The sequence below is a fragment of the Paludibacterium sp. B53371 genome (genome assembly GCF_018802765.1).
Taxonomy (GTDB): Bacteria; Pseudomonadota; Gammaproteobacteria; order Burkholderiales; family Chromobacteriaceae; genus Paludibacterium.
On the sequence record NZ_CP069163.1, the window covers coordinates 1,474,181 to 1,498,373 of the forward strand.

A 24,193-nucleotide genomic window follows, 5' to 3' on the forward strand; every position below is an offset into this window, starting at 1 on the left:
CGATTTTTACGGCCAGAGTTTGCGGTATTCGTTCAGCAAGCTCTGGTGCAGGCGGCTGTGTTCCACGTTGGCGCCCAGTTCCTGCAGGCCGAAGAAGCGGGTCTCGCCGTTCAGCAGTTGTTTCGCCTGCGCCACAGTGTCGTGGCCGTACAGCAGGGTCAGGCTGTGTTCGGCATCGCCCTGCAGGTCGAGCAGCGCCGCCAGGGCGCGGTAAACCTTGTGACGGGCCGGCGTCATGTGGCCGAGGTGGCGGATCCAGTCGCAGCCTTCGCGGATGCCGTCTTCGTCGCCCAGCGCCAGGGCCAGCAGGGTTTTCAGCTCGCCGACGCGCAGTTCCTTCCAGGGGCTGTCGGCATCGGCGGCCACGCCGATCAGCGCCGGCACGGGGCGTAGGTCGTCCAGGCCATGCTCTTCCAGCAGCTCGAGCAGTGTCCGGCATTCGTCATTGTCGAGCGACGGCAGGCGCAGCAGGTAGGGGCGCAGCTGGTTGCCGACGCTGTTGTTTTCCCATTCCAGCTCTTCCAGCGGGTAGATCTCGGACATGCCCGGCACCAGGATGCGGCAGGCGTAGACACCGAGATGCTCGAAATCGGCGACGTAGATGTCGAAGCCGGCCTGCTGGATGCAGTTGCAGATCCAGGCATAGTCGTCGGCGGTGGTCTGGCTGAAGTTCCAGTCGCAGAAGGTGAAGTCCGGCGTGTCACTGAAATAGCGCCAGGCGATCACGCCGCTGGAATCGACAAAGTGGATTTCCAGGTTTTGCGGGTCGGCGACTTCGTCCATGTCGAAGCCCGGCTCGGGGAAGCCGTCCAGTTGTGCCAGGGCACGTCCTTGCAGCAGTTCGGTCAGCGCCCGCTCCAGGGCGATCTCGAAGCGCGGGTGGGCGCCGAAGCTGGCGAAGACGCCCTGGTCGCGCGGGTTGAGCATGGTGACGCACATGACCGGGAATTCGCCGCCCAGCGAGGCATCCTTGACCAGGATGCCAAAGCCGGCATCACGCAGCCCCTGAATGCCGGCCGCGATCTTCGGGTAGCGGTCGATGACGGCCTGCGGCACGTCCGGCAGGCACAGGCCTTCGCGCAGGACCTTGAATTTGACATGGCGTTCGAGAATTTCCGACAGCGCCTGGGTGCGGGCTTCCGGCGCGGTGTTGCCGGCGGCCATGCCGTTGCTGACATACAGGTTGCCGATGATGTTGATCGGGAACCAGGTGGTTTCACCATCGCGCAGGCGCACATAGGGCAGGGTGCAGATACCGCGCTCGTGGTTGCCGGAGTTCAGCTCCACCAGTGCGGAGGCCGGAATGCTGCCTTCCGGGTTGTACAGCGCCTGCAGGGTCTCGTTGAGCAACCCCTGCGGCCAGGTATCGCCGTCGTCGAGGGCAAACCAGCGCTCCTGCGGGAAGAAGACATGCGGCCGGTTGGCGATCTCCCTGCCCAGGTAGTAGTGCGACCAGAAGTAATTGTTGCTGACGCGCTCGAAGAACTCGCCCAGGGCGCTGGCCCGGGCGGCCAGTTCGCTGGCGCCCTTGCCGTTGACGTAGATCAGCGGGCAGTGCTTGTTGGCCAGATGCACCGACCAGACGTTATCTACCGAGTTGAGCCAGAGTTGCTCTTCCACCTCCAGCCCGAGCGCTGCCAGCTGGCCTTGCAGGCGCGCGATCGTGGTTTCGAGTGCGGCGTCCTTGCCCGGGATGAAGTGTTCGCTTTGTGACATGTCAGGTTCTTTGCTGAGTAAGTTAACGACGGCCCTTGCCTTGCGGTTTGCGTGCCGGTACGCGCGGCTCGCCGCTGTGTTTGGTGTGCGCCGGATTGAAGCGCCCGTTGCGCTCGTTGCGGCCTTCGGCCGGCTGACGCGGCGGAATCAGGTGTTGCTTGCTGTAGCCGATCAGGTCTTCGCGCCCCATGTTGTACAGCGCCTCGCGCAGCATCGGCCAGTTGTTCGGGTCGTGATAGCGCAAGAAGGCCTTGTGCAGTTTGCGGCGGTAGGCGTCGCGCACCACGTCGACCTTTTCCGAGCTGCGGCCGAGTTTTTTCAGCGGATTGCGGCCGGTGTGCCACATGGTGGTGGCCAGCGCCATCGGCGTCGGCACGAAGGCCTGCACCTGGTCGAGGCGGAAGTTGTGCCGCTTGAGCCACAGCGCCAGGTTGACCATGTCTTCATCGGTGGTGCCCGGGTGGGCAGCGATGAAGTAGGGAATCAGGTACTGCTCCTTGCCGGCCTGACGCGAGAAGCGCTCGAACAGTTCCTTGAACTTCTCGTAGGCGCCCATGCCCGGCTTCATCATTTTCGACAGCGGGCCTTCCTCGGTGTGTTCCGGGGCAATCTTCAGGTAGCCGCCGACATGGTGGGTGACCAGTTCCTTGATGTACTCGGGCGAGCGGACCGCCAGGTCATAGCGCAGGCCGGAGCCGATGCTGATTTTCTTGACCCCGGGCAGGGCACGCGCCTTGCGGTAGAGCTCGATCAGCGAGCTGTGGTCGGTGTTGAGGTTGTCGCAGATGTCCGGATAGACGCAACTGAGCCGGCGACAGGAGGTCTCGATTTTCTTGTCCTTGCAGGCCAGCCGGTACATGTTGGCGGTCGGCCCGCCCAGGTCGGTGATATGGCCGGTAAAGCCGTCGGTCTTGTCGCGGATCTCCTCGATCTCGCGCAGGATCGATTCATGCGAGCGGCTCTGGATGATGCGGCCCTCGTGTTCGGTGATGGAGCAGAAGCTGCAACCGCCGAAACAGCCGCGCATGATGTTGACCGAGAAGCGGATCATCTCCCAGGCGGGAATGCGGGCGCCCTGATAAGCCGGATGCGGGTTGCGTGCATAGTGCAGCCCGTAGACGTAGTCCATTTCTTCGGTGGTGAGCGGAATCGGCGGCGGGTTGAGCCAGACGTCGCGTTCGCCATGCAGCTGCACCAGGGCACGGGCGTTGCCGGGGTTGGACTCCAGGTGCAGGGTGCGGCTGGCGTGGGCATACAGTACCGGGTCATAGGCCACGGCCTCATAGGCAGGCAGGCGCACCACGGTACGGCTGCGGGCTTCGCGGCGCGCGGCGACCCGTTCCTGCAGATTCATGAAACGGACCGGCTGTACGCCGCTGGCGGCGGCTTCGCCGGCTTCCGGCTTGGCCGGTTCCATCTCGTACGGGTTCTTGTGGGCATCGATCACGCCGGGGACGTCGACGGTGGTGGAGTCGATCTCCTGCCACGCCTCGTCCGGACGCCAGCCGTGCGGCACCATGAAGGCAGTGCCACGGATATCCCGCATTTCCGACAGCTTTTCGCCACGTCCGGCACGGTGGGCGATCTCGACAATGGCGCGCTCGGCGTTGCCGTAGACCAGCAGGTCGGCCTTGGAGGTGACCAGCACCGACTGGCGCACCTTGTCGCTCCAGTAGTCGAAGTGGGCGATGCGGCGCAGGCTGGCTTCGATGCTGCCGATCAGCACGCCGATGCCGGGATAGGCTTCACGGCAGCGCTGGGCGTAGACGCTGACGGCCCGGTCCGGTCGCTTGTCCGGGGCGCCATGCGGCGTGTAGGCATCGTCCGAGCGCGGTTTGCGGTCGGCGGTGTAGCGGTTGATCATCGAGTCCATATTGCCCGAGGTGACGCCGAAGAACAGGTTCGGCTTGCCGAGCTGGCGGAAATCGCTGGCGCTGTGCCAGTCCGGCTGGGCAATGATGCCGACACGGAAACCCTGGGCCTCCAGCAGGCGGCCAATCAGGGCGGCACCAAAGCTGGGGTGGTCGATATAGGCATCACCGGATACCAGGATGATGTCGCAACTGTCCCAGCCGAGCTGGTCCATTTCGGCACGGCTCATCGGCAGGAACGGGGCGGTGCCGAAGCGCTCGGCCCAGTATTTGCGATAGGAAAAAATCGGCTTGGGGGTGGCTTGTACTTGCGTCATGACAACTCGGGTTTTCAGGCAGACGCGCATTGTGCCAGAAATGACGTCTTGCGGTAAGCAATATAGTCTTTTTTTTCAATGTGCTAGCCGAGGAAAGTCCATGTTGTTCCTGTGGTTGTCGCCGGACGGGAGGCGCCGGCTGTTGCCTTTGACCTCCCGCAGGGCATGTCGCCGTCTGGTGCGCCGGCTAGTCGCTGCCCGTGCCTTGCAGCAGCTGGTCAAAGATCGTCAGCAACTGGGCGGTAGACGGATCGGCGTGGTGCTGCTGGCGAAATAGCTGCATGGTTCGGCGAGCCTGCTGGGCGTTGCTGACCGGGTTGTGAAACTGCAGCAGGCTCTCGCTCAGGGCCAGCTGCAGGCTGGCAGGCTGATCCTGGCGCAGCGGCTGCAGCCTGGACAGTGCCTGCTGGAAGATCTGCTGATTCTGTCGCGTGGTTTGCAGCAAATCTTCGATCAGGGGGAGGGCCGCATGGGGCGGGCGGTGTTGTGCCAGCCAGATCAGGCCGTGGCTCAGGGTGTTGCTGGCGATCAGTTGGTGGTAGTAGTGCGCCAGTGCGGTCACCAGTATGGCCGGTGAGGCCTGCTGCAGCGCCTGCCGCAGGGGCGACGGATCGACCGCGGGCGGTGCCTGACTGATCGGCCGGTCATGGGCCTGGCGGATGGCGATCAGGCCGCCGGGGTCAAAGCCACTGCCCCAGGCCGTGCGCAGTGCATCGATCAAATCGTCCTTGTTGTGTCGGGCGTCCGTCAGCAGCCTGGGCAAGGCCAGTTCGTAGAGGGCCAGCAGGTGTACCGACAGCAGGGGTTGTCCGGTGTCGGCCAGCATGCGCAGGGCAAAGGCTTCATTCAGGCGTGCCGACTGCGCCAGCGTGTCACTGACCAGGGCGGCGCCGCGTACCCATGCGGTCGGGTGGCGCTGGCTCAGGCGCTGTAAAAAGCGCGCCGCACGTTGTTGTTCGCCATGCTGCATGACGACGGTCAGGTAGCGCAGCCAGCTGTGGGTGAAGGCGCGCTCCTGATGGGCACTGTTGAGCATGAGTTGTTCGAGTTGTCGCAACAGTCTGGGGTTGGCGCTGTCCGGCGGGGTGCCGAGCAGTTGTGCCGGGGAGGCGGGTCGGGTGCTCTCCTGCATCGGCGCGGCGATGGCGGGAGGCAGCAGCAAGGTGAGTAGCAGGCAAAGGCGGCGCAGGGCAGGGAGCATGACAGGTCCTCCGGGTGAGTATGCCGGTTAGACAGAACCTGTCAGGCGGGATTCGGGCGTGGCCGCCGGTCGAAAGGTCAGAGGAATGGCAGCAATTCGAGGGGGGAGTCGATGACGATGTCCGCCCCCCACTCAAGTGGCCGGTCGCTGTCGGCGATGTAGCCCCAGCTGGCCAGTGCGGTGCGCATGCCGACATTGCGCCCGGCCTGTATGTCGCGTTCGGCATCCCCGACATACAGGCAGTGCTGCGGGTCGATGCGGATCTGTTGCGTCGCATGATGCATCGGGCGCGGATCCGGCTTGGCGACGCCCACCGTGTCGCCGCTGACGACCACCGCCGGCGGGACCGGGAATGGCAGGGAGGGCAGCAGGCGGTCGGTAAAGCGCATCGGTTTGTTGGTGATGATGCCCCACTTCAGCCCACGTTCATCCAGCGCCGCGACCAGCTCGACCACCCCGTCATACAGACGCGTGCGATCGGTCAGGTGGAGGTCGTAATGAGCCAGGAAACGCTGGCGCAGCGGCTCGAAAGCCGGGTCTTCCGGCTGCACGTCAAAACCGAGCCGGATCAGGGCACGGGCACCATGCGAGGCAATCGGCCGGATCTGTTCATCCGGCCGCGGCGGCAAGCCCTCTTCCGCAAGCAGATGGTTCAGGGCGGCGCCCAGGTCGAGTGCGGTATCGGCGAGCGTACCATCCAGGTCAAACAAAACGGCTTTGATCATGATGCGGTTTGAGACGGTGTTTCGAACGGTGTCAGACAGTCGGGGTCAGGTCTTTCTTTTTGCCTCTGGATGCAAAAAGAAAGACCTGACCCCGGGTTTGCTGATTCGGTTCTGTCCGTCATCTTCCTTGAGTTAGCGGGTTTGGCCGAGGAACAGCTTGTAGGCCGGGTTGTCGGTTTCGTCGACATACGGGTAGCCAAGCTGGTCCAGGAATTGCTGAAAGGCCACATTGTCGCTGACCGGCACCTGGATGCCAACCAGCACCCGGCCATAATCGGCACCATGGTTGCGGTAGTGGAACAGGCTGATGTTCCAGTCGGTGCGCATGGCCTCGAGGAAGCGCATCAGGGCGCCGGGGCGTTCGGGGAATTCGAAGTGCACCACGCGCTCGTCGCGCAGCGAGGGGGCATGCCCCCCGACCAGGTGGCGAATATGCAGCTTGGCCAGTTCATTGTCGGTCAGATCCAGCCCTTCGAGGCCGGCCGCGGACAGCTCCCCCAGCAGTTGCGTCACGTCTTCGCGCTTGCTGATCTGGATGCCGACAAACACATGCGCCAGCTGGGTATCGGCATAGCGGTAGTTGAACTCGGTGATGTTGCGCGTGCCAACCAGGCTGCAGAACTGTTTGAAGCTGCCGGGTTTTTCCGGGATGGCGACGGCCAGGATGGCTTCGCGTCGCTCGCCCAGTTCCGAGCGCTCGGAGACGTGGCGCAGCCGGTCGAAGTTCATGTTGGCGCCACAGTTGATGGCCACCAGCGTTTGATTGCTGACTCCCTCGCGTTCGATATAGGCCTTGGCACCGGCGACGGCCAGGGCGCCGGCCGGTTCGGCGATCGAGCGGGTGTCTTCGAAAATGTCCTTGATGGCGGCACAGATGGCATCGGTGTCGACCAGGATGATTTCATCCAGCAGCTCACGGCACAGGCGGAAGGTTTCCTGCCCCACCAGCTTGACGGCCACGCCATCGGCAAACAGGCCGACATCCTTGAGTTCGACGCGTTCGCCCTGGCGAATCGACTGATTCATGGCATCGGAATCGACCGGCTGCACCCCGATAACACGGATTTCCGGCTTGAGTCGCTTGATGTAGGACGCCACGCCGGCCGCCAGGCCGCCGCCGCCGATGGCGACAAAGACGGCATCGATGTGGCCGGGGTGCTGGCGCAGGATCTCCATGCCGACCGTGCCCTGACCGGCAATCACGTCCGGGTCGTCAAATGGCGGGATATAGGTGGCGCCGGTCTGTTTTTCCAGTTGTACCGCGTGCTGATAGGCGTCGGAGAAGGAGTCGCCGTGCAGCACTACCTGACCGCCGCGGCGCAGGACCGAGTCGATCTTGATCTGCGGTGTGGTGACCGGCATGACGATGGTGGCCTTGCAGCCCAGGCGCTGAGCCGACAGGGCGACCCCCTGGGCATGGTTGCCGGCCGAGGCGGTAATCACCCCGCGAGCCAGTTCTTCCGCTGTCAGGCGCGACATCTTGTTGTAGGCGCCGCGAATCTTGAAGGAGAACACGGGCTGCAGGTCTTCGCGCTTGAGCAGGATGCGGTTGCTGCAGCGACGCGACAGATTGGGGGCTTCTTCCAGCGGGGTCTCAACCGCCACGTCATAGACGCGGGCGGTGAGGATGCGCTCCAGATAGTCTTGCTTCATATCTCTTTGTCCTGATTGATTTCTTTGATTTGTCTGAGCAGATTATCAGCATCGTGCGCGGGCCGAAAGGCGCTTGTTGCGTTGCGTCATGTGTTGGCTGTCGGTCTGAGCGTACACGGGTGTATAATGCTTGCCGCATTAACGGTTGTACTGCGCAAAAATGCCCGCATCTGCTGGGGATTGACGCACGCTGCGCCTGAAGTGAAAGAACAAGCCATGACCCAGCCCAGCAAGGAACTCCTTGAATTCCCCTGCCGTTTTCCGCTCAAGATCATGGGCGAACGGCATGACGCCTTTGCCGCAACCATCTTCGAGGTGGTGCGGGTGCATGCTCCCGATCTGGCCGAGCATGATGTCGTGCTGCGCGAAAGCAGCAGCGGCCGCTACCTGTCGGCAACGGTGACGGTGACCGCCACCTCGCGCCAGCAGCTCGACACCATTTACCTGGCCCTGACCAGTCACCACATGGTGAAGGTGGTGCTGTAAGTGAGCCGCGCCATCCATTTCCTTGGCCAGGTCGAGTACGCGCCGACGCTGGAAGCCATGAAGGCCTTTACCGATGCGCGTGATGACCGTACCCCGGACGAGATCTGGGTGCTGGAGCATCCGCCGGTGTACACCCTCGGCCTGGCCGGCAAGACCGAGCACCTGCTGCGCAGTGATCTGCCGATTCCGGTCGTGCGCACTGATCGCGGCGGACAGGTCACCTATCACGGGCCGGGTCAGTTGGTGGTGTATCCGCTGATCGATTTCAAGCGCATGCACATTGGCGTGCGCGAACTGGTGCGCCGGCTGGAGCAGACCGTCATCGACACCCTGGCCGAATACGATATCCGTGCCAATGGCGACGTGGATGCCCCCGGGGTGTATGTGGCGGGTGCCAAGGTGGCCTCGCTGGGCCTGCGCATCAAAAACGGTGCGGTCTATCACGGCCTGTCACTGAATGTGGACATGGATCTGACGCCATTTGGCTGGATCAACCCCTGCGGTTATCCCGACCTGCGGGTGACGCAACTGAAAGACCTCGGTGTGAGCGATTCCGTGCAGCAGGTGGCCGACAGGCTGCTGCCGCATCTGGAACGCCAGCTGACGGTGTAACGAGGAGAGCAGTTTGAAGCCGGAAAACAGCACGGGCGTCAAGCACAAGGGCGCTGCCAAGACCGCACGCATTCCGATCAAGGTCGTGCCGCTGGAACAGAAACTGAAGAAGCCGGAATGGATTCGCGCCAAGCTGCCGACCGGCGAACGTTTCCACGAAATCAAGGCCATCCTGCGCTCGCAGAAGCTGCATACCGTCTGCGAGGAAGCGACCTGTCCGAATATTGGCGAGTGCTTCAGCAAGGGCACGGCAACCTTCATGATCATGGGCGATATCTGCACCCGTCGCTGCCCGTTCTGCGACGTGGGCCACGGCCGTCCTAATCCGCTGGACACCAATGAGCCGCTGCATCTGGCTGAGTCGGTGCTGGCGATGCGTCTGCGCTATGTGGTGGTGACCTCGGTCGATCGCGATGACCTGCGCGATGGCGGTGCCGAGCATTTTGCCGAATGCATCCGTGAAGTGCGTCGTTTGTCGCCCGATACCCAGATCGAAGTGCTGGTGCCGGATTTCCGCGGCCGGCTGGAGATCGCCATCGACATCCTGGGCCAGACCCCGCCGGATGTGATGAACCACAACCTGGAAACCGTGCCGCGTCTGTACAAGCAGGCCCGCCCGGGGGCCGATTACGCGCATTCGCTGCAACTGCTGCGCGACTACAAGGCCAAGCGCCCCGACGTGCTGACCAAGTCCGGTCTAATGGTCGGTCTGGGCGAGACGGACGAGGAAATTCTCGAGGTGATGCGTGATCTGCGCGCCCACAACGTCGACATGCTGACCATCGGCCAGTACCTGCAGCCGTCTGACGGCCATTTGCCGGTGTTGCGCTATGTGCACCCGGACACCTTCGCCATGTTCGAGCGCGAGGCCTATGCCATGGGCTTCAAGCATGCCGCGGTGGGTGCCATGGTGCGCTCCAGCTACCATGCCGATGTGCAGGCGCACGGGGCGGGAGCCTGAGCACGTCCCGCTCTCCGCGCTCAGTATTCGCCTGATCCGGTCCAGCCAGCCTTGGCTGGACTTTTTTATGCCGGATGCCGCTGCCTGCATTACCGCGCGAAAGGGGTTACACTCTGCGCTCCTGCATGCCAGTCCCCCTGTCTGGCAGCCATTGCCCCCGATGATGAGGATTCCATGTCTGAAGCCCTGGAACAGATTCAAGCAAGACTGATCTCGCTGGAAACGGAAATGGGTAGTCTGCGTGAGGGCTATCTGGTGGTGAATGCCCGCTATGGCGAGACCTTGCGCTCGCTGAGCGAACTGACTGAGCATGCCAGGGAGGCTGCCGAGCGTGCGGCGGTGGCAGCGGAGATGTCGGCGCTGGCGGCACGCTGGGCGGCCAATGCCGCGCGCGAGGCCTCGCTCGGTGCCGTCATTCCCATTGCCGAGGCGGCTGCCAGGGCGGCGCAGATGGCCGCCGAAGCGGCGGCCGAAGCCGCTGCATCGGCCTCTGCCGCGGCGGCGGCTGCGGCAGAGGCGGCCGCCCAGCAAGCCGAAGAAACCGCCCTGCAGGCCTCGGCCCTGGCGGCCAGTGCCTCGCAGCGCGCCGCCCAGGCGGTAGCCGAGGCGGTCAAGCTGGCCAATGAGGCCCAGGCTTGCGTGCAGCGGGTCAAACCCTGATCGCCCGTCCGTCCGGTGCCCGCCGTGGCCGGACATCCTTTCTCCCGCCTGACGTTCCCGCCAATTGCCCTGCCGGCTGATCTGCATCAGAGACTGTGCGGAAGGTGATTGCCTTGTCCGCCGCAGCGATTACATATAGGAAGAAAACTGACGGCTTTCTCATGGCCGTGCGGAGGAACTTCCGATGCCCATCAGCTGGGATGCCCGTTTCGCCATCGGCCATCAAACCATCGACCTGCAGCACCAGGCGCTGTTTGCCATTCTCGATGATCTGCAGCGCTGGCGTGAGCAGGCCGGCGATCTGGCCGCGCTGAAGCTGATTGTCCGGCGGCTGGAGCACTACGTCCTTTTCCACTTCGAGACGGAAGAGTCGCTGATGCGCGGTGCCGCACTGGATCCCGACTATCTGGCACGGCATCTCGCGGCACATCGTGCCTTCAGCGAAAGGGTGCATCTCTATGCGGCGCAACTGGCCGCGCTGTCGCCCGCCGAGCTGGATGGCCTGCTGGCCTTTCTGACCGACTGGCTGCAGCAGCATATCCTCGTCACGGATGCCGAGTTGGCCAAGGTGTTGAACGCGCCGACCGGCTGAGTATCTTTATTGCATGGCAATAAAAAACAATTAATGACATATAGTATATGCATGGCCTGGCATGCTGCCTGAGGCATCAGGCGACACGAGGGGACGGCGATGAGTGTGGACTTGCCACACGCAAGAATTCTGGTGGTCGATGACCAGTTGCTGGTCCGTACACTGGTTGGCCAGGTTCTGCGCAGTTTCGGTGTCGTGCCGGACAATATTCTGCAAGCCACGGATGGTAACCATGCCTTGCATGTGCTGGCGGTGCGCAAGGCCGATCTGGTGCTGTGCGACATGCAGATGTCGCCGGTCAACGGCATGGATCTGCTGAAGATGCTGCGCTGTGCAGCGACCCCCCAGTCTCCCGATTTGCCTTTCGTGTTTCTGTCTGCGCATCCCGATCGCAGCAATATCCTGCTGGCTGCGAAGCTGCATGCCGACGGTTTCATTATCAAGCCGCCCAAACCCAACGATATTGAAAAGAATCTGCAGGCGGCGCTGTCGCGGCCGCGGCCTGCCATTGACCCGTTTTCCTACTTTGCGATCGCTACCGGCAGTGAATATGACAGCCTGACCTTCGAGCGGCCAATGGTGCCGAAGCAGAGTCAGGACCTGACTCAGTTGCTGGAGCGCTATCTGCGACCGTGTGCGCTGGCAGAGGCAAGGCCCGGCGACATGCTGGCGCGTCCCTTGCTGGACCAGGCCGGGCGCGAACTACTGGATCGCGGGGTGCGTTTGTCCGCCCAACATCTGGATGTGCTGCAACGGTTTCAGTCGGTGTATGGCATCGCCAGTCTGGCGATTGCCGATCTGCCGCAGGAACAGATGGCGCAGGTTCAGGCCCTGTTCGGCACCGCCCTTTGACGAGCCTGCACATGGACAAGCCGGTCCGCGACGAAAGTGCCATCCGCAAGATCAAGCGCAGTCTGTTGCTGATCATGCTGGTCATCACGCTGATCCAGCTAGTCGGCTACGGCCTGCTGATCTCCCGTGCCATCGAAGCCTATCGCCATGTGCAGCTGACGGATACGGTCGACCAGATCAATCGCCTGCTGATGCAGTCTGCCGATGGCGTCGCGCTCGAGTCGCAGCAGTACCAGGCCTGGCTGACCGGCCGCGTCCTGCCGGCGCCGGCACAACGATTGTCGTGGCAGCGCCAGGCCGCGCTAGCCGAGGCAGGCTATGGTCAGGCTTTGAGTTTGTGGCTGGCCCGGCCGGCACTGGCCGACCGGGCCAGGCTGTTGCGCCTGCAGACCAGTCTGGCGCATATGCAGAGCTTGCGTCTGACGATCTGGCAGCGGTTGGCGGGTGCGGCGCCGCTGCCGGATGAAACCCTGTCGTTCGAATTGATGCTGGCCTCCGAACGCCTGCTGTCTCCCTCCTGGCAAATCGCCAACCAGTTGCGGCGCAAGATGAGTGGTGATGTCGATGAGGAGACCGCCCGGCTGCAGTCGCTGCAATTGTCACTTTGGCAAATTCATCAGCGGGTGCAGTCCGATCAGACGGCGCGTCTGGCGCGTCATCAGCTGGGCCATCCCCTGAATGACACGATGGAGGCGGGACAGGAAATCAATCGTCAACTGGCCGCCAATGTGCTCAGTCAGCTGCAGGAGGATCTCCCGTCCTTGCCGCCGGTGGCCGGCGGCTGGCAGGGCGGTGAACTGGCGCAAGCGTTTCAGGCCTTCATGACGCGGAGTCATGACATGCCGCCCTCGGGGGTGGCCGATACCGGCTATGTGCAGTCGGTTGTCGCGCTAACCAACGTGTTGCAGCATCTTCGCCAGCAGGCCGATCGTCTGCTGCAACAGCATATTGCGCGTCAGTCGGCCGGCGCGGTGAATGCCCTGATGGGGCATCTGCTGATTCTGCTGCTGGCCATCTTGCTGAATGCGGTACTGTTTCTCTGGCTGCTGCGCCGGGTGCTGCGCCCTCTCGATTTGTTCAGTGCGGTTCAGGATGCGGCGCGCGAAGCCATCATGCTGGTCAATCCGGCCGGTCGGCTGTTCATGGCCAATCGGGGGGCACAAAGCCTGTTCGCCTTGAGTGAAGCGCAATTGACCGCCTGTTATCTGCAGGAGTTGATCTCTGAACCCGGGCTGGATCACCGGCGCTTGCTGCAACTGGCCGAGAGCGGGCAGGAGATCGAAACCCAGGCGAGAGGCGGGAATGCGCAGCCCTTGCACATCAGTCTGATTGCCAGCCGGATCCGTCTGGGGGGCTTGCTGCAGGGGGTGCTGGTCATTGTGCGCGATGACCAGCAGCGCTTTCATGCCGAGCAGGCACGGCAATACAGCCTGCGGCTGTTGTCTGATGTTTCGCGGCTGCAAAACCTGCTGTTTACCCCGATTTTGCGCGAAGCGATCTTCGATGAGTTGCTGGCGGTCTTGCAGCGCTATGCCGGCAGCGAAGGCGGGGTTTTGCTGGAAACCCGGGGACTGCATCAGGCCGTCATGTATCGATGCCGTGCCAGTGCCGGCCCGACGGGGGTGACGCGCGATCAGCGCGGGCCACTGAGTGAGCTGCAGGCCGGGTGGCGCGCGGATGCGCGCTGGCATGTCTATCCGGTCTCCCTGCAGCAGGGAACGGGGGGCATCATTGCCCTGTGGGGGCCTGACGTCAAAGCGCTGCATGGCAGCGATGATGCCCTGCTGGCCCTGTATGTCAGCCTGCTGGGCTTCGTGCTGGAGGAGGAGGCGCGCAAGCAGTCGAGCGAGCGCCTGGGGCAGGTTATGCGCGAACTCGACGGCATTTTCAAGGCGTCGCCGGCCGGGTTGATTTTGCTCGACGATCGCAACCGTCTCCTCAAGGTCAATCATCCGGTGTGCCAGATGCTGGGTGTGGAGGCGTCGGCGCTGGTGCTGGGGGATCTGGCGCGCTTGCTGGGCGAGAGCGAGCAATGGCCGGCACTGCAGCAGCAAATCGAGCATGTCCGGTCAGGGGTGCCGGCTCAGCGCTGTGAGCTGGCCTGCCGTGCCCGCACGCACGATGAGGTCTGGCTGTTGTTCGAGTCGCGGCTGCTGCATGATGGCCATCCGGCCGATGGTGTGATTTTGTCTTGTACCGACATCACCACCATCAAGCGCAATGAGCTGGCCTTGCGCGAGGCGCGCGACAGCGCGGCTCAGGCCCGGCATCGCCTGGGCGCGGCCATCGAGGCCTTGCCGGAGGCCTTTGCCTTCTACGACGTCGAGGACTTGCTGATTATCTGTAATCAGCAATACACCGATCTGTTTTTCGACGGCATCGCGGCAGATCAGGTGGTGGGTGAAAGCTTTGAGTCGCTGGTGCGCCTGTCGATGATGCGGGCAGACGAGCAGACCGAGCCGGGCTATACCCCGGAGGGCTGGCTGGCCGAACGGGTCAGGCGCCACCGTTTGCCGGAAGCCTCCTTTGTGCTGCAGATCGGGACTCGTTGGTATATGGCCAATGACCGGCAGATTCCCGGGCTGGGCACGGTGTGCCTGCGTGCGGATATCACCGAGCTGAAGAGCCAGCAGCAGGCACTGGAAGTCGCGCGCGAGCAGGCGGATCAGGCCAATGCCGCCAAGAGTGCCTTTCTGGCGACCATCAGCCACGAGATCCGGACGCCGCTGAATGGCATTCTCGGGCTGCTGGAATTACTGCGGCTGGGCGAAAGCGATGCTCAGCGTCTCGATTCGCTGACGTCGGTCCAGACTTCGGCCCACACCTTGCTGCGGTTGATCGACGATATTCTCGATTTCTCCAAGATCGAGGCCGGACGCATGCAGCTGAGTCCGGAAGCGGTCGATCTCGTCGCCCTGTTGCGCAGCGTGCATGCGCTGTATCGCGAAACGGCTGAGCGCAAGTCGTTGCAGTACCGGCTTGAGCTGCCGGCTACCCTGGCACCGGCTTATGAGGTGGATCCACTGCGCCTGCGGCAGATTCTGCAGAATTTCCTCAGCAATGCGGTCAAGTTTACCGAGCAGGGGCAGGTGTTGTTGTGTCTGGAGGTGCTGGCAGGTGACGACCACAGCCAGACGCTGCGCTTCTCCTGCCGCGACAGCGGGATCGGCATCGCGCCGGAACAGCAGGCGCAGCTGTTTCAGCCCTTTACTCAGGCAGAAAGCAGTACCACCCGGCGTTTTGGCGGCACCGGGCTGGGCCTGGCGATCTGTCGTCGTCTGGCGGGGCTGATGGCGGGTGAAGTCGCCATGCAAAGCCGGCCGGGCGAGGGGACCGCGATCAGCCTGACCTTGCGTCTGCGGCTGGCCGATGCCGCCCGGATTCATTCGATGGCTGTCGCACCGGCCATCGATACCGCACTGGCTTTCGACCTCCCCGCACCGCTGCTGGTGGTGGAGGATAACCCGGTCAACCGCAAATTGATCGCCATGCAGCTCGAGCGCCTCGGCATTCCCTGCTTGCTGGCCGAGGACGGTCGCCAGGCGCTGGATTGCTGGCTGGCACAGCGCGTCTCGCTGATCCTCACCGATTGCCATATGCCGGTGATGGATGGATTGCAGCTGGCACGCGAGGTTCGTCAGGTGGAGGCGATGCGGGCGAGCCCGTCACGGATTCCGATTCTGGCCTGTACGGCGGATGTCGCCAGTGATGCCTTGCCGCAGGCGCTGGCCAGCGGCATTGATGAAGTATTGGGCAAGCCGCTCGGTTTGCAGGTGCTGCAGCAGGCACTGGCGCGCTGGTTGCCGACCCGGCAACTGGCGATGGCGGACGGCGTGGCAGCGTCTGTGGTGCCGCCGCCTGAAGGCGCTGCCGGCGGGGTGATCGATCGTCAGGTGCTGGCCATGTACAGCCAGGGGGATGCGGCGATCGAGGCCGACCTGATTCGGGATTTTCTCGACAGTGAAGCCGATGACTGGCAAGCCTTGCAGCAGGCCGTGCACGAGCAGCAGCCGGAGCGGGTCCGCTGGTATGCCCATCGGCTGAAGGGTGCTGCCCGCATGGTGGGCGCCATGGCGCTGGGGGAGGCGGCGCAGAGGCTGGAGCAGGAGAGCGAGCCGCCGGCGCAGCTGGCCGGGGCGCTGGTGCCGGTTGCTCAGGCCTGGCAGGCGGTGGCCGCCTGGCTGGGGGCGCAGGCACCCGCTCCCGAAGGCCGCTGATCCCTACGTTGACTGTGCGGTGGCAGCGCTTATACCTCAATCAGAACACTTAACATCGGAGTGGCTCATGCGCCTCAGGTCCTGTCTGTCTGGCATGTTGCTGTGGTTCAGTGCCATGAGTGTCCTGGCCTCCCCGCTGGTCTTGCATGTCTCGCCGCTCGGGGACTATCAGCGGGTGCTCGGGCCGTCGCTGAATGATCTGCGCGGTCTGACGCTGGAAATTGCCGCAGGGACATTGCGGCAGGCCAATCTGCCGGTGCAGCTGGCACGACCCGCTCCCTGGCTCCGAGCGCAGAAAGAGGCCGAGGAAAGCCCCTGCGCCCTGCTGGTCGGGCTGGCGCGCGTACCGGAACGTGAGGCGCACTGGCAGTGGGTGGGGGTGATGGTGGAAGACAGGGTGCTGGCCTTTACCTTGCAGGGCCGTCCGGTCTATCGCGACTGGGCGGCCATTCAGCGCGCCGGGGTCAAGGTCGTGACCCGGCTGGGCAGTGCCTCTGCCGCCATGGCGCGCGCCGCCGGTCTGCCGCTGCAGACGGCGGATGACATGAGCAGCAACTACCTGGCCCTGATCAATGGTCAGGCCGGGGTGTTGCTGACGCAGGAAATGGATGTCTATGCCAGCTGGCAGCAAATGATGCAAAGCCCCTATCGGCAACAATTTGGTACCGGTCTGCATGGCGTGCAGCGTACGGCCTTGCAGGCCATCTCGCTGTGGATGGTGGTGTCGCGCGGGACGCCCGCTGCGGAGGTCGAACGTCTGCGCCGTGCCTTGCAGGCGTTTCGTCAGACGGCGGACTATCACAATATCGTGGCGCAGTACCGGCAACGTGCAGCCATGATGGAACAGGGTAAGTTGCCTACGTCCTGAAATATCTATTGTGAGTTGCTAAATGTCATAATGAGCGGATGCCGCTGCGCTTATAGTCGATGCTGGATTAAACAGATAAAGGTGGTCAGCGTGTTTTTCAGGAGAACCGGATGAAACGTGGCTGCTTATGGCTGCTGGGCGCCTGGCTGGCGCCCGTGACAGCGCATCCGCTGCTGCTCTGTGCCGAGCCCTGGTATCCCTTTGTGTATCAGGAAGAGGGTCAGGTGCGTGGTTTGTTGGCCAATGCGCTGCAACGTCTGCCGGATGTCTCGGTTCACTACCGTTTCATGTCTTTGTCCGGTTGTCAGAAACTGATGAAGCAGGACAAGGTGGACATGGTGGCTTTTGCCGCCGGCAAGCATGCGCCGGCCGGATGGCTGACCACGCGTCAGACGCTGGTGAGCTGGGTGTTGTATGCCTGGGTGCCCGCCACCAGTCAGGACTCGCATTTCGATGCGGCACAATTTGGCAACCGGCGCCTTGCCTGGGTCAATGCCTATGATTATCCCTTCAGTGTGCAAAACGATCATCGCTATCAGCGGGTCGAGGCGCTGGACGCGGACGAGGCGGTCAGCCTGCTGGCCCGCGGCCGGGTCGACCTGATCCTGGATGACCCTTTCCTGACCCAGGGCATTGACCCGGATCTGGCCAATGGCATCCGCCGCCTGCCGGAGGTGGTGGCCATGCGTCCCCAGCCCCTGGCCCTGCGCCCGGGGCTGGCGGCGCTGCGTGACCGGATTGATCGTGAAATACAGAAAATGCGCAGCGACGGCAGCCTCGATGCCTTCTACCAGTTTCATTTTGGCAGCAGCCTGACTGCCCTCATGGGCAAATTGCCTTCCTAGCAGGTGCCTCACTATATTTCATGCAGACGAGGTGATTTTCACATCGCTCATCCGCGACAGGAGGCGTGCATGACAGAACGGCCAACGATTCTCGTTGTGGACGATGAAGCCCTGCCGCGGGCCTTTGTCAGCGCCGCCTTGCAGCAGGACTACCAGGTGCTGGAGGCTGAAAACGGCGAGATGGCCCTGAGCATGGCCCAGCAGCATCTGCCGCAATTGGTGCTGCTGGATATCCTGATGCCGGGACAGGATGGCTTCAGTGTCTGCCGCGCTCTGCGTGCCGATGGCCAGACCAGTGAAATCCCGGTGCTGTTCGTCTCGGCCGGCGTGTCGGAAGAAGATCGTCTGGCGGCCTATGAGGCCGGTGGTGATGATTTTGTCAGCAAGCCGGTCAATCCTGCCGAATTGCTGGCCAAGGTCGGGGTGGTGCTCAAGCATGCCAGCGAACGGGTGCGCCTGAGTGACAACTCGCGCGAAGCCTTCCAGACCGCCATGACCGCCATGTCATCGGTGGCCGAGCTTGGCGTGGTTTTGCAAAGCCTGCGTCAGGGATTTTCCTGCCATGGCCTGGCGGAACTGGCCGAGGTGCTGTTGCAGGCCTGCAGCGAATATCAGCTGGATGCCTGTGTCGCTCTGCGCAGCATGGATGACTGCCTGTTTCGCAGCCAGCGCGGTGCCGTGTCTGCCGTGGAAGAAGGGGTGTTGACCCATCTGGCCGGTACAGACCGCATTCGCAGCCTCGGTCGCCAGACCGTCTTCAACGATCATGGCATTACGCTGCTGATCAAGAACATGCCGGTGGAGGATGGTGAGCGTGCCGGACGCCTGCGCGACAATCTGGCCCTGATCGTTGAAGGTTGCCAGGCGCGGCTCGAGGCCCTGGGCGCCGAGGCACTGTTGCGTGAACGCGAACTGGCCGCCGGTCTGCAACAGGAAAAGGATGCCGCGGCCGCCAGACAGTCACAGCTGTTGCAGGCCGCGATGACCGCGCTGGCCGAGATTGATGCACGCCACCAGACCAATCGGGCACAGACCGAGCAGATTCTGGACAGCATGCTGATCGAGATGGAAAACACCTTTATCCGGCTGAGCCTGACGCAGCAACAGGAGGCGGCGGTGGCGCAGATGCTGCGTCAGACGGCCGAACAGATTTCCGGTCTGTATCTGAATGGTCTGGATGTGGCCGGGCATTTGCGTGCACTGCGGGCCTTGCAGGGCGGGCCTCGCTGAACAGGGAGTCGGCGCATGGGCAAGAAAATTTTGCTGGTGGATGACGATGATCTGATTGCCATTCAGCTGGAGGCCATTCTTGGCGAGGATTTCGTGCTTGCCCACGCGGCGACGGCCAGTGATGGGCTGGTGCAGGCACGCACGATGCAGCCGGATATGATTTTGCTCGACGTGCAACTGGCTGACCTGGATGGCTACAGCGTCTGCCGGCGCTTCAAGGCAGAAGAGGGCGTGGCCCACATTCCGGTAATCTTCGTGTCGGCCCGCACCGGGCTGGAAGATCGTCTCAGGGGCTATGAGGCCGGGGGGCAGGACTATATCACCAAGCCGTTTTCCGCCGAAGAGCTGCGGGAAAAGCTCAAGGCCATGCAGCAATACATTCGTCAGCAGAGAGCCTTGCAGTCCCTGGCGCAGGCGGCGGCAAAGACCGCCAATGTGGCGCTGGAAAGTGCCGGCGATGCCGGCCGCATACTGGGTTTTCTGCGACGTGCCGCCACCTTGCACGCCTATCCCGCGCTGGCCGAGGCCGCGCTGTCGGCGCTGTCGGATTATCAGCTCACCGCCAGCATTCAGCTGCGCAGCCGAGAGGCCTCATGGTCCTTTAGCCATCATGGCCCCTGTTCGCCACTGGAAGTCTCCGTGCTGAGCAATATGGCCAATCAGGATCGCATCGTCGATCTTGGTTCCCGCTCGGCGTTCAACTACCCGGCCGTGACGCTGATCATCGACAATATGCCAACGGATGAGCCGGAACGTTACGCTCGCATCAAGGACGTGGCGGCCATGCTGGCGGAGTCGGTCGATATTCGCATGAGTACGCTGGGTCTGTATCTGGCCACGCGCGAGCGCAGCGAACGGCTGCTGCAGATCCTCGAGCACAATAGCCAGGTGATGACCGGGATCGAGCAGCACCATGGCCAGCAGCGCCATGCCAGCGAGCAGATTCTCGGCAAGCTGGTCAAGGATATCGAGGACGCCTTCCTGCATCTGGGGCTGAGTGAGCGACAGGAGTTCGAGTTGCAGCGCATGACGCGCGATGCGGTGCAGTCTGCCCAGGATCTGTATCAGGACAAGGTCGACACGGCGGCCATTCTGCATGACCTGCAGCAGGCCATTGCCCAGGTCAAGGCCGATCTGGCCAGTGATGTCCTGCCTCAGCCGGTGGCGCCCAAAGCCGACGACATCGAGTTGTTCTGAGTGTGTTGTCCGGTCAGCCGGTCGAGATGTGCGGCGAACAGCCGGAAGACCCTGTCGGCACCGCGCGCCGCTGCCGGGTATTGAGCGGGCGGGCAGGTCGCCTCGGCATAATGCAGGAAGTCCCGCCACAGCGCCTCGGTCTGTCTGCCGCGACCATGAAAAAACCTCAGGGGAATGGTCTCCCCCAGTGTTTCTCTCACCTTGCGGGCAATGAACTGCCCGCCCAGTGCCGAGCCTTCCAGGGTGTACAGATAACCGATCCATTCCGCCGTGTCGCTCGGCGTCTGAAGGGCTTGCCGTAGTGCCCAGGGTTGCCGCTGCAGTGCCTGCAGGTCTTGCTGCAGGGAGGGCTGCCGGCGTCGGGGCCGGTAGTCGAAACCGTTGGCCATGAGGGCCTGGCTGGCGAGAATCACGCGTTCGCTTTCGGCATAGAGGCCATGCAGGGCTGCCAGCGCATCGCCATAACTTTGCCGGCTCAGCGCCTTGTGCAGCAGGGGGCGCAGCAAGGCATGCTGGTCGAGATGCTGGTGTGCCGCCCGGGTGGCCTGCTGCAGGTACTGCTGCAAGGAAGACATGGACGTATCCCTCATGGTTTGGGCGCCTGTTCGGCCAGGGTCTGGTCAATCTGCTGCAAGACCTGCTGCATTTCGACGCGCATGGTCTCCAGCTGGGCGCTGAAGCGCTCGTCCTGCGGCAGGGATTCCAGCGTGGCCGCCTGTTGAAACAGCTGCATGGCCCCGATGGTGCCGGCCGCCCCCTTCAGCTTGTGAATCAGCTGGCGCATGGCATCGATCTTGCGCTGGCGGATCGCCTCCTCGATGAGTGGGATGGCATTGCCATGCTGGATACGGAACACGGTCAGCATTTTGTGATAGGCGATGGTGTTGTTGCTGACATGCGCCAGACCCGCTTGCAGATCCAGTCCCGGGCTGCTTGCCTGTGCGGCGTCCTCTTGTGGCTTCGCCTTGACTGATGGGTGTTTGCCCGCACACAGGTACTGCAGCAGCATCTGCTGCAGCAGGGGCGGCGAGACGGGTTTGGTGATCAGATCGTTCATGCCGGCTGCCAGGCAGCGGGCATGTTCCTCCGGCATGGCATGCGCGGTCATGGCGATGACCGGCAGGGAGGCCAGGGCGGGCTGACCACGCAGGGCTCTTGTGGCCGTGATACCGTCCATATTCGGCATCTGGATGTCCATCAGCACCAGATCAACTGTCTGCTGTTGCAGGCGTTGCAGCGCTTCCACCCCGTCCGAGGCCAGCGTGACCACGATGCCGACCTCTTCCAGCAGGCCCTTGCCCACCAGGCGATTGACCTCGTTATCCTCGACCAGCAATACCCGCTTGCCGCGCAGCGCGCTGACAGGGGGTGCCTGGGGTGGCTTGTCGGCGCGCCGCAGCGGCGTGACCAGCAGGCGATCCAGTGCCTCGCACAGTGCGCTGCGCTCCAGCGGACGCGGCAAGATGCCCTGGATGTCTTTGGCAGCCACGGCTGATTGCAGGGCAGCGGGGTCGTCGCTCAGCAACAGAATGGGCTGTGACTGAAACCGGGCGTGCTGGCGCAGTTGACGGATCAGGGCCAGATCCTGATCGGGCTCGGCGCCATCGATCAGCAACAGCCGGTAGAGGTCGTCCTGCTGTTCAGGATCAATATGGCACTGATGTGCCTGGCGTTCGGCATAGCTGAAGGGGTAACTCAGTTCCTGCAGCAGGTGGGCCAGCATGGAGCGTGTAAAACCGGCGTCGGCCACCACCAGGATTTTCTCGTGGCGCAAGGCGGCTTTGCCGCGAGCGTTGGCGACCTTGCCGGGGGTCTGTTCGAACCACAGCTGCACGCTGAAGCGCGTGCCGGCGTCGGGCTGGCTGTCCAGTTGCAGGCTGCCGCCCAGCAGCGCGACCAGGCGGCGCACGATCGCCAGACCGAGCCCTGAGCCGCCATAGCGACGGGTTGTCGAGGTATCGGCCTGCTCGAACGCTTCGAAGATCCTGGCCTGCTGGGCCGGCGTCATGCCGATGCCGGTATCCTGGACCTCGAAGCGCAGCCGCAGCCGGCGCGCGACGGATTCCATGACCTTGATGCGCAGGGTGATCGAGCCCCGCTCGGTGAACTTCACTGCATTGCTCAGCAGGTTGAGCAGAATCTGCTGCAAGCGCAGCGGGTCACCGGACAGCTCGACTTCGCTGCCCTTGTCCGATTCGACCTGGAAAGCCAGCCCCTTGCCTTCGGCGGCCAGGCGGATCATCGGCTCAATCTTGTCCAGGGTGTCGCTCAGGCGGAAGGGGACCGTCTCGATCTTCAGCTTGCCGGCCTCGATGCGCGAGAAATCCAGAATGTCATTGATGACCTGCAGCAGGGTCTGCGAGGTATCCATCACTTTGCCCAGGTAATCTCGCTGGTGCGGGTCGAGTGGTGTTTGCAGGCAAAGATGGGTCAAGCCGATGATGCCGTTGAGCGGCGTGCGGATTTCATGGCTCATATTGGCCAGAAAATCACTTTTGGCCCGGCTGGCGGCTTCGGCCGCATCGCTGTGCTGGCGAGCCTGCTCGACCAGAAGCTGCATCAGGGACAGGGAGAACAGGCGCACGGCATCAATGGTGGCCTGGCGCCATGGCTCGGCGGTGCCCATGACGGTTTCAATCCAGACGGCAAAGGATCGTCGCGGCTCGACACGGGGCTGCCCGCCCTGGTCGGAGACGACCTTTGCATAGGGGTTGCCGGCCCAGGCAATGTCACGCACCACTTCCGGCCGATACCAGCAGATGAAGTTGCTGCGGGTGTTGTCCAGGTCGATGGCCAGCAGCCCGGCGGCCAGGTCAAACCAGTCACGGGCGGGCGGGTATCGTTCGCCAAGGCTGTCGCAACTGAACACGCCATCGACGAAAGACTGTTGCTGCAGCCAGGTTTCCAGTGCCGCGATTTCCTGCTCTGTCGGGGTGTTGCCGATGCGATGGCGTTTGCCGGCAAACAGGATGGAGCTGCCACCGGCCTGCGCCAGGCTCAGGTAGTCCTCGGCATACATCTGCAAGACACGCTCCAGATTGTCGCTGTGGCGGATCAGGCGATAGAGCTTGCTCAGGCTCTGGCGGACCCGTTCCATCGAGCGGCTGTAAGCGCGCGATTGCAGAGACTCGATCTTGAGGCTGACCGCGGTGCCGATACACTCCAGGGCTTCCAGCTGCTGCATCGGCAAGGCTTTGGCCTGCTGGTGATGGCAGGCGATCAGGCCCCAGAGCTGCTGGTTGTGCAGGATGGAGACGGTGACGGTGGCGCGGACGCCCATATTGCGCAGGTACTCGATATGGATCGGTGACATGGCGCGCAAGCGCGAGCGCCCCAGATCGAGTGCCTGCCCTTCGACCGGCGGATGCCGGGGCAGGATCGGGATGTTCTCGGCTTCGGCATCGACCAGTTCGCGCAGCATTTTTTTGCTGAACAGTGCGCGCGCCTGCGGGGGGATGTCGGAGGCCGGGAAATGGTGGTGCAGCAGGGAAGGAAACACCGGGCTGCGGCTTTCGCCGATGACGGCGCCGTTCCATTTGTCGTCGAAGCGATACAGCAGCACCCGGTCAAAACCACTGAGCTGGCGTACCTGTTCGCAGATGAACTGGCAGTAAGCTTCCAGTGAACCATCCTGCGCCGGCGGGGTCAGGGTCTGGCGCATCAGGCCGAGCAGCTGGTTCTGTTGCAGGGGGTCGGCGTCGGACTGGCGGGTCAGTTCGATCAGGGTCCATGCCTGACTGCGATGTGCCTGGGCCAGCCAGGATTGCACGCCAATGCGCAGTGGCAGGACGGCGCTGTCGCTCAGGGCCAGGCACTGTCGGGTATTGTCCGTCCCGAGCAGGGCCTCGGCCGGCTGGTCCAGCCAGTCTGCGGTGGCTTTGTCCTGCAGCAGGTGCAGATTGTCGCTGGCCATGCGGATGAGGCCTTGATCATCCAGCGCCAGCAGGATGCCATGCGGCTGAATGGTGCCGCAAAGATGAATCGGCTCCGAGGCGCAATGGGCCAGCGCCAGCGCCAACTGTGTCGGGTCCGCAACCGAAGGGGAATCCGCCATGTCCCTCCCTTTCCAAGTCAGACTGGCAAATTATGCTATTCGATTTAAATTGTTTTTTGTGAACCTGTTTAGAATTCAGTATAGGCGAGAATGGCGTGCCTGCCGTGCGCTGTCCACTGGGCTTAGGGACACGCCG

Annotated in this window: 18 protein-coding genes; 11 read left to right on the plus strand and 7 right to left on the minus strand. The window is 63.1% G+C overall.

Going from position 1 to position 24,193, the window contains the following annotated elements; translation table 11 throughout:
- Positions 1-6: 6 nt before the first annotated feature.
- From ycaO to ilvA, 5 genes are all read right to left on the minus strand, one after another.
- A complete protein-coding gene (gene ycaO, locus JNO51_RS07010) occupies positions 7-1,716 on the minus strand; it encodes a 30S ribosomal protein S12 methylthiotransferase accessory factor YcaO (RefSeq protein ID WP_215782295.1) in 1,710 nt (569 codons plus the stop codon).
- A 22-nt stretch (positions 1,717-1,738) separates the two neighbouring features.
- On the minus strand, positions 1,739-3,904 hold the full coding sequence (locus tag JNO51_RS07015) for a YgiQ family radical SAM protein (RefSeq protein ID WP_215782296.1): 2,166 nt from the start codon (positions 3,902-3,904) through the stop codon (positions 1,739-1,741).
- A 187-nt stretch (positions 3,905-4,091) separates the two neighbouring features.
- Entirely contained in the window at positions 4,092-5,105 is a 1,014-nt protein-coding gene (locus JNO51_RS07020; protein ID WP_215782297.1) for a hypothetical protein, read from the minus strand.
- 77 nt (positions 5,106-5,182) lie between these two features.
- Positions 5,183-5,830 carry an HAD family hydrolase gene (locus tag JNO51_RS07025; protein WP_215782298.1) on the minus strand — a complete coding sequence of 216 codons (648 nt, stop codon included), beginning with the start codon at positions 5,828-5,830 and terminating at the stop codon, positions 5,183-5,185.
- A gap of 132 nt (positions 5,831-5,962) precedes the next feature.
- Positions 5,963-7,483, minus strand: coding sequence for a threonine ammonia-lyase, biosynthetic (gene ilvA / locus JNO51_RS07030; RefSeq protein ID WP_215782299.1), 1,521 nt, complete (start codon positions 7,481-7,483; stop codon positions 5,963-5,965).
- 216 nt (positions 7,484-7,699) lie between these two features.
- On the opposite strand from ilvA, the gene JNO51_RS07035 reads away from it, so the two are divergent.
- The 11 genes from JNO51_RS07035 (at position 7,700) to JNO51_RS07085 (ending at position 20,003) form a co-directional block, all read left to right on the plus strand.
- A complete protein-coding gene (locus JNO51_RS07035; RefSeq protein ID WP_215782300.1) occupies positions 7,700-7,969 on the plus strand; it encodes a YbeD family protein in 270 nt (89 codons plus the stop codon).
- Positions 7,970-8,026: 57 nt separating this feature from the next.
- On the plus strand, positions 8,027-8,581 hold the full coding sequence (gene lipB, locus JNO51_RS07040; RefSeq protein ID WP_215782675.1) for a lipoyl(octanoyl) transferase LipB: 555 nt from the start codon (positions 8,027-8,029) through the stop codon (positions 8,579-8,581).
- A gap of 13 nt (positions 8,582-8,594) precedes the next feature.
- On the plus strand, positions 8,595-9,542 hold the full coding sequence (lipA, locus tag JNO51_RS07045; RefSeq protein WP_215782301.1) for a lipoyl synthase: 948 nt from the start codon (positions 8,595-8,597) through the stop codon (positions 9,540-9,542).
- A 174-nt stretch (positions 9,543-9,716) separates the two neighbouring features.
- Positions 9,717-10,202, plus strand: a complete 486-nt coding sequence (locus JNO51_RS07050; protein ID WP_215782302.1) for a hypothetical protein — start codon at positions 9,717-9,719, stop codon at positions 10,200-10,202.
- A 184-nt stretch (positions 10,203-10,386) separates the two neighbouring features.
- A complete protein-coding gene (locus JNO51_RS07055; protein ID WP_215782303.1) occupies positions 10,387-10,794 on the plus strand; it encodes a bacteriohemerythrin in 408 nt (135 codons plus the stop codon).
- Between the two features lie 105 nt (positions 10,795-10,899).
- Positions 10,900-11,646: a response regulator gene (locus JNO51_RS07060; RefSeq protein WP_252346230.1), complete on the plus strand. Its 747-nt coding sequence runs from the start codon at positions 10,900-10,902 to the stop codon at positions 11,644-11,646.
- 11 nt (positions 11,647-11,657) lie between these two features.
- Positions 11,658-15,863, plus strand: a complete 4,206-nt coding sequence (locus tag JNO51_RS07065) for an ATP-binding protein (RefSeq protein ID WP_215782305.1) — start codon at positions 11,658-11,660, stop codon at positions 15,861-15,863.
- Between the two features lie 67 nt (positions 15,864-15,930).
- The gene (locus tag JNO51_RS07070) at positions 15,931-16,731 is read left to right on the plus strand and encodes a hypothetical protein (protein WP_215782306.1); all 801 of its coding nucleotides are present in this window, start codon (positions 15,931-15,933) and stop codon (positions 16,729-16,731) included.
- Positions 16,732-16,841: 110 nt separating this feature from the next.
- On the plus strand, positions 16,842-17,576 hold the full coding sequence (locus JNO51_RS07075) for an ABC transporter substrate-binding protein (RefSeq protein WP_215782307.1): 735 nt from the start codon (positions 16,842-16,844) through the stop codon (positions 17,574-17,576).
- A gap of 69 nt (positions 17,577-17,645) precedes the next feature.
- Positions 17,646-18,806, plus strand: coding sequence for a PleD family two-component system response regulator (locus JNO51_RS07080; protein ID WP_215782308.1), 1,161 nt, complete (start codon positions 17,646-17,648; stop codon positions 18,804-18,806).
- A gap of 15 nt (positions 18,807-18,821) precedes the next feature.
- A complete protein-coding gene (locus JNO51_RS07085; RefSeq protein ID WP_215782309.1) occupies positions 18,822-20,003 on the plus strand; it encodes a response regulator transcription factor in 1,182 nt (393 codons plus the stop codon).
- On the opposite strand, the gene JNO51_RS07090 is transcribed toward JNO51_RS07085, so the two are convergent.
- The gene (locus tag JNO51_RS07090; protein WP_215782310.1) at positions 19,961-20,578 is read right to left on the minus strand and encodes a biliverdin-producing heme oxygenase; all 618 of its coding nucleotides are present in this window, start codon (positions 20,576-20,578) and stop codon (positions 19,961-19,963) included. The two genes, JNO51_RS07085 and JNO51_RS07090, sit on opposite strands and share 43 nt — an antisense overlap.
- An 11-nt stretch (positions 20,579-20,589) precedes the next feature.
- Positions 20,590-24,057: a response regulator gene (locus JNO51_RS07095; RefSeq protein ID WP_215782311.1), complete on the minus strand. Its 3,468-nt coding sequence runs from the start codon at positions 24,055-24,057 to the stop codon at positions 20,590-20,592.
- Positions 24,058-24,193: the final 136 nt, after the last annotated feature.

What these genes read in the sequence shown, in the direction of transcription:
- JNO51_RS07065 (WP_215782305.1), top strand. Translation starts at nt 11,658, where the DNA reads ATGGACAAGCCGGTCCGCGACGAAAGTGCCATCCGCAAGATCAAGCGC.
- JNO51_RS07085 (WP_215782309.1), top strand. Translation starts at nt 18,822, where the DNA reads ATGGGCAAGAAAATTTTGCTGGTGGATGACGATGATCTGATTGCCATT.
- lipB (WP_215782675.1), top strand. Translation starts at nt 8,027, where the DNA reads ATGAAGGCCTTTACCGATGCGCGTGATGACCGTACCCCGGACGAGATC.
- JNO51_RS07080 (WP_215782308.1), top strand. Translation starts at nt 17,646, where the DNA reads ATGACAGAACGGCCAACGATTCTCGTTGTGGACGATGAAGCCCTGCCG.
- ilvA (WP_215782299.1), bottom strand. Translation starts at nt 7,483, where the DNA reads ATGAAGCAAGACTATCTGGAGCGCATCCTCACCGCCCGCGTCTATGAC.
- ycaO (WP_215782295.1), bottom strand. Translation starts at nt 1,716, where the DNA reads ATGTCACAAAGCGAACACTTCATCCCGGGCAAGGACGCCGCACTCGAA.
- JNO51_RS07090 (WP_215782310.1), bottom strand. Translation starts at nt 20,578, where the DNA reads ATGTCTTCCTTGCAGCAGTACCTGCAGCAGGCCACCCGGGCGGCACAC.
- JNO51_RS07075 (WP_215782307.1), top strand. Translation starts at nt 16,842, where the DNA reads ATGAAACGTGGCTGCTTATGGCTGCTGGGCGCCTGGCTGGCGCCCGTG.
- JNO51_RS07035 (WP_215782300.1), top strand. Translation starts at nt 7,700, where the DNA reads ATGACCCAGCCCAGCAAGGAACTCCTTGAATTCCCCTGCCGTTTTCCG.
- JNO51_RS07025 (WP_215782298.1), bottom strand. Translation starts at nt 5,830, where the DNA reads ATGATCAAAGCCGTTTTGTTTGACCTGGATGGTACGCTCGCCGATACC.
- JNO51_RS07020 (WP_215782297.1), bottom strand. Translation starts at nt 5,105, where the DNA reads ATGCTCCCTGCCCTGCGCCGCCTTTGCCTGCTACTCACCTTGCTGCTG.
- JNO51_RS07050 (WP_215782302.1), top strand. Translation starts at nt 9,717, where the DNA reads ATGTCTGAAGCCCTGGAACAGATTCAAGCAAGACTGATCTCGCTGGAA.
- JNO51_RS07070 (WP_215782306.1), top strand. Translation starts at nt 15,931, where the DNA reads ATGCGCCTCAGGTCCTGTCTGTCTGGCATGTTGCTGTGGTTCAGTGCC.
- JNO51_RS07015 (WP_215782296.1), bottom strand. Translation starts at nt 3,904, where the DNA reads ATGACGCAAGTACAAGCCACCCCCAAGCCGATTTTTTCCTATCGCAAA.
- JNO51_RS07095 (WP_215782311.1), bottom strand. Translation starts at nt 24,057, where the DNA reads ATGGCGGATTCCCCTTCGGTTGCGGACCCGACACAGTTGGCGCTGGCG.
- JNO51_RS07055 (WP_215782303.1), top strand. Translation starts at nt 10,387, where the DNA reads ATGCCCATCAGCTGGGATGCCCGTTTCGCCATCGGCCATCAAACCATC.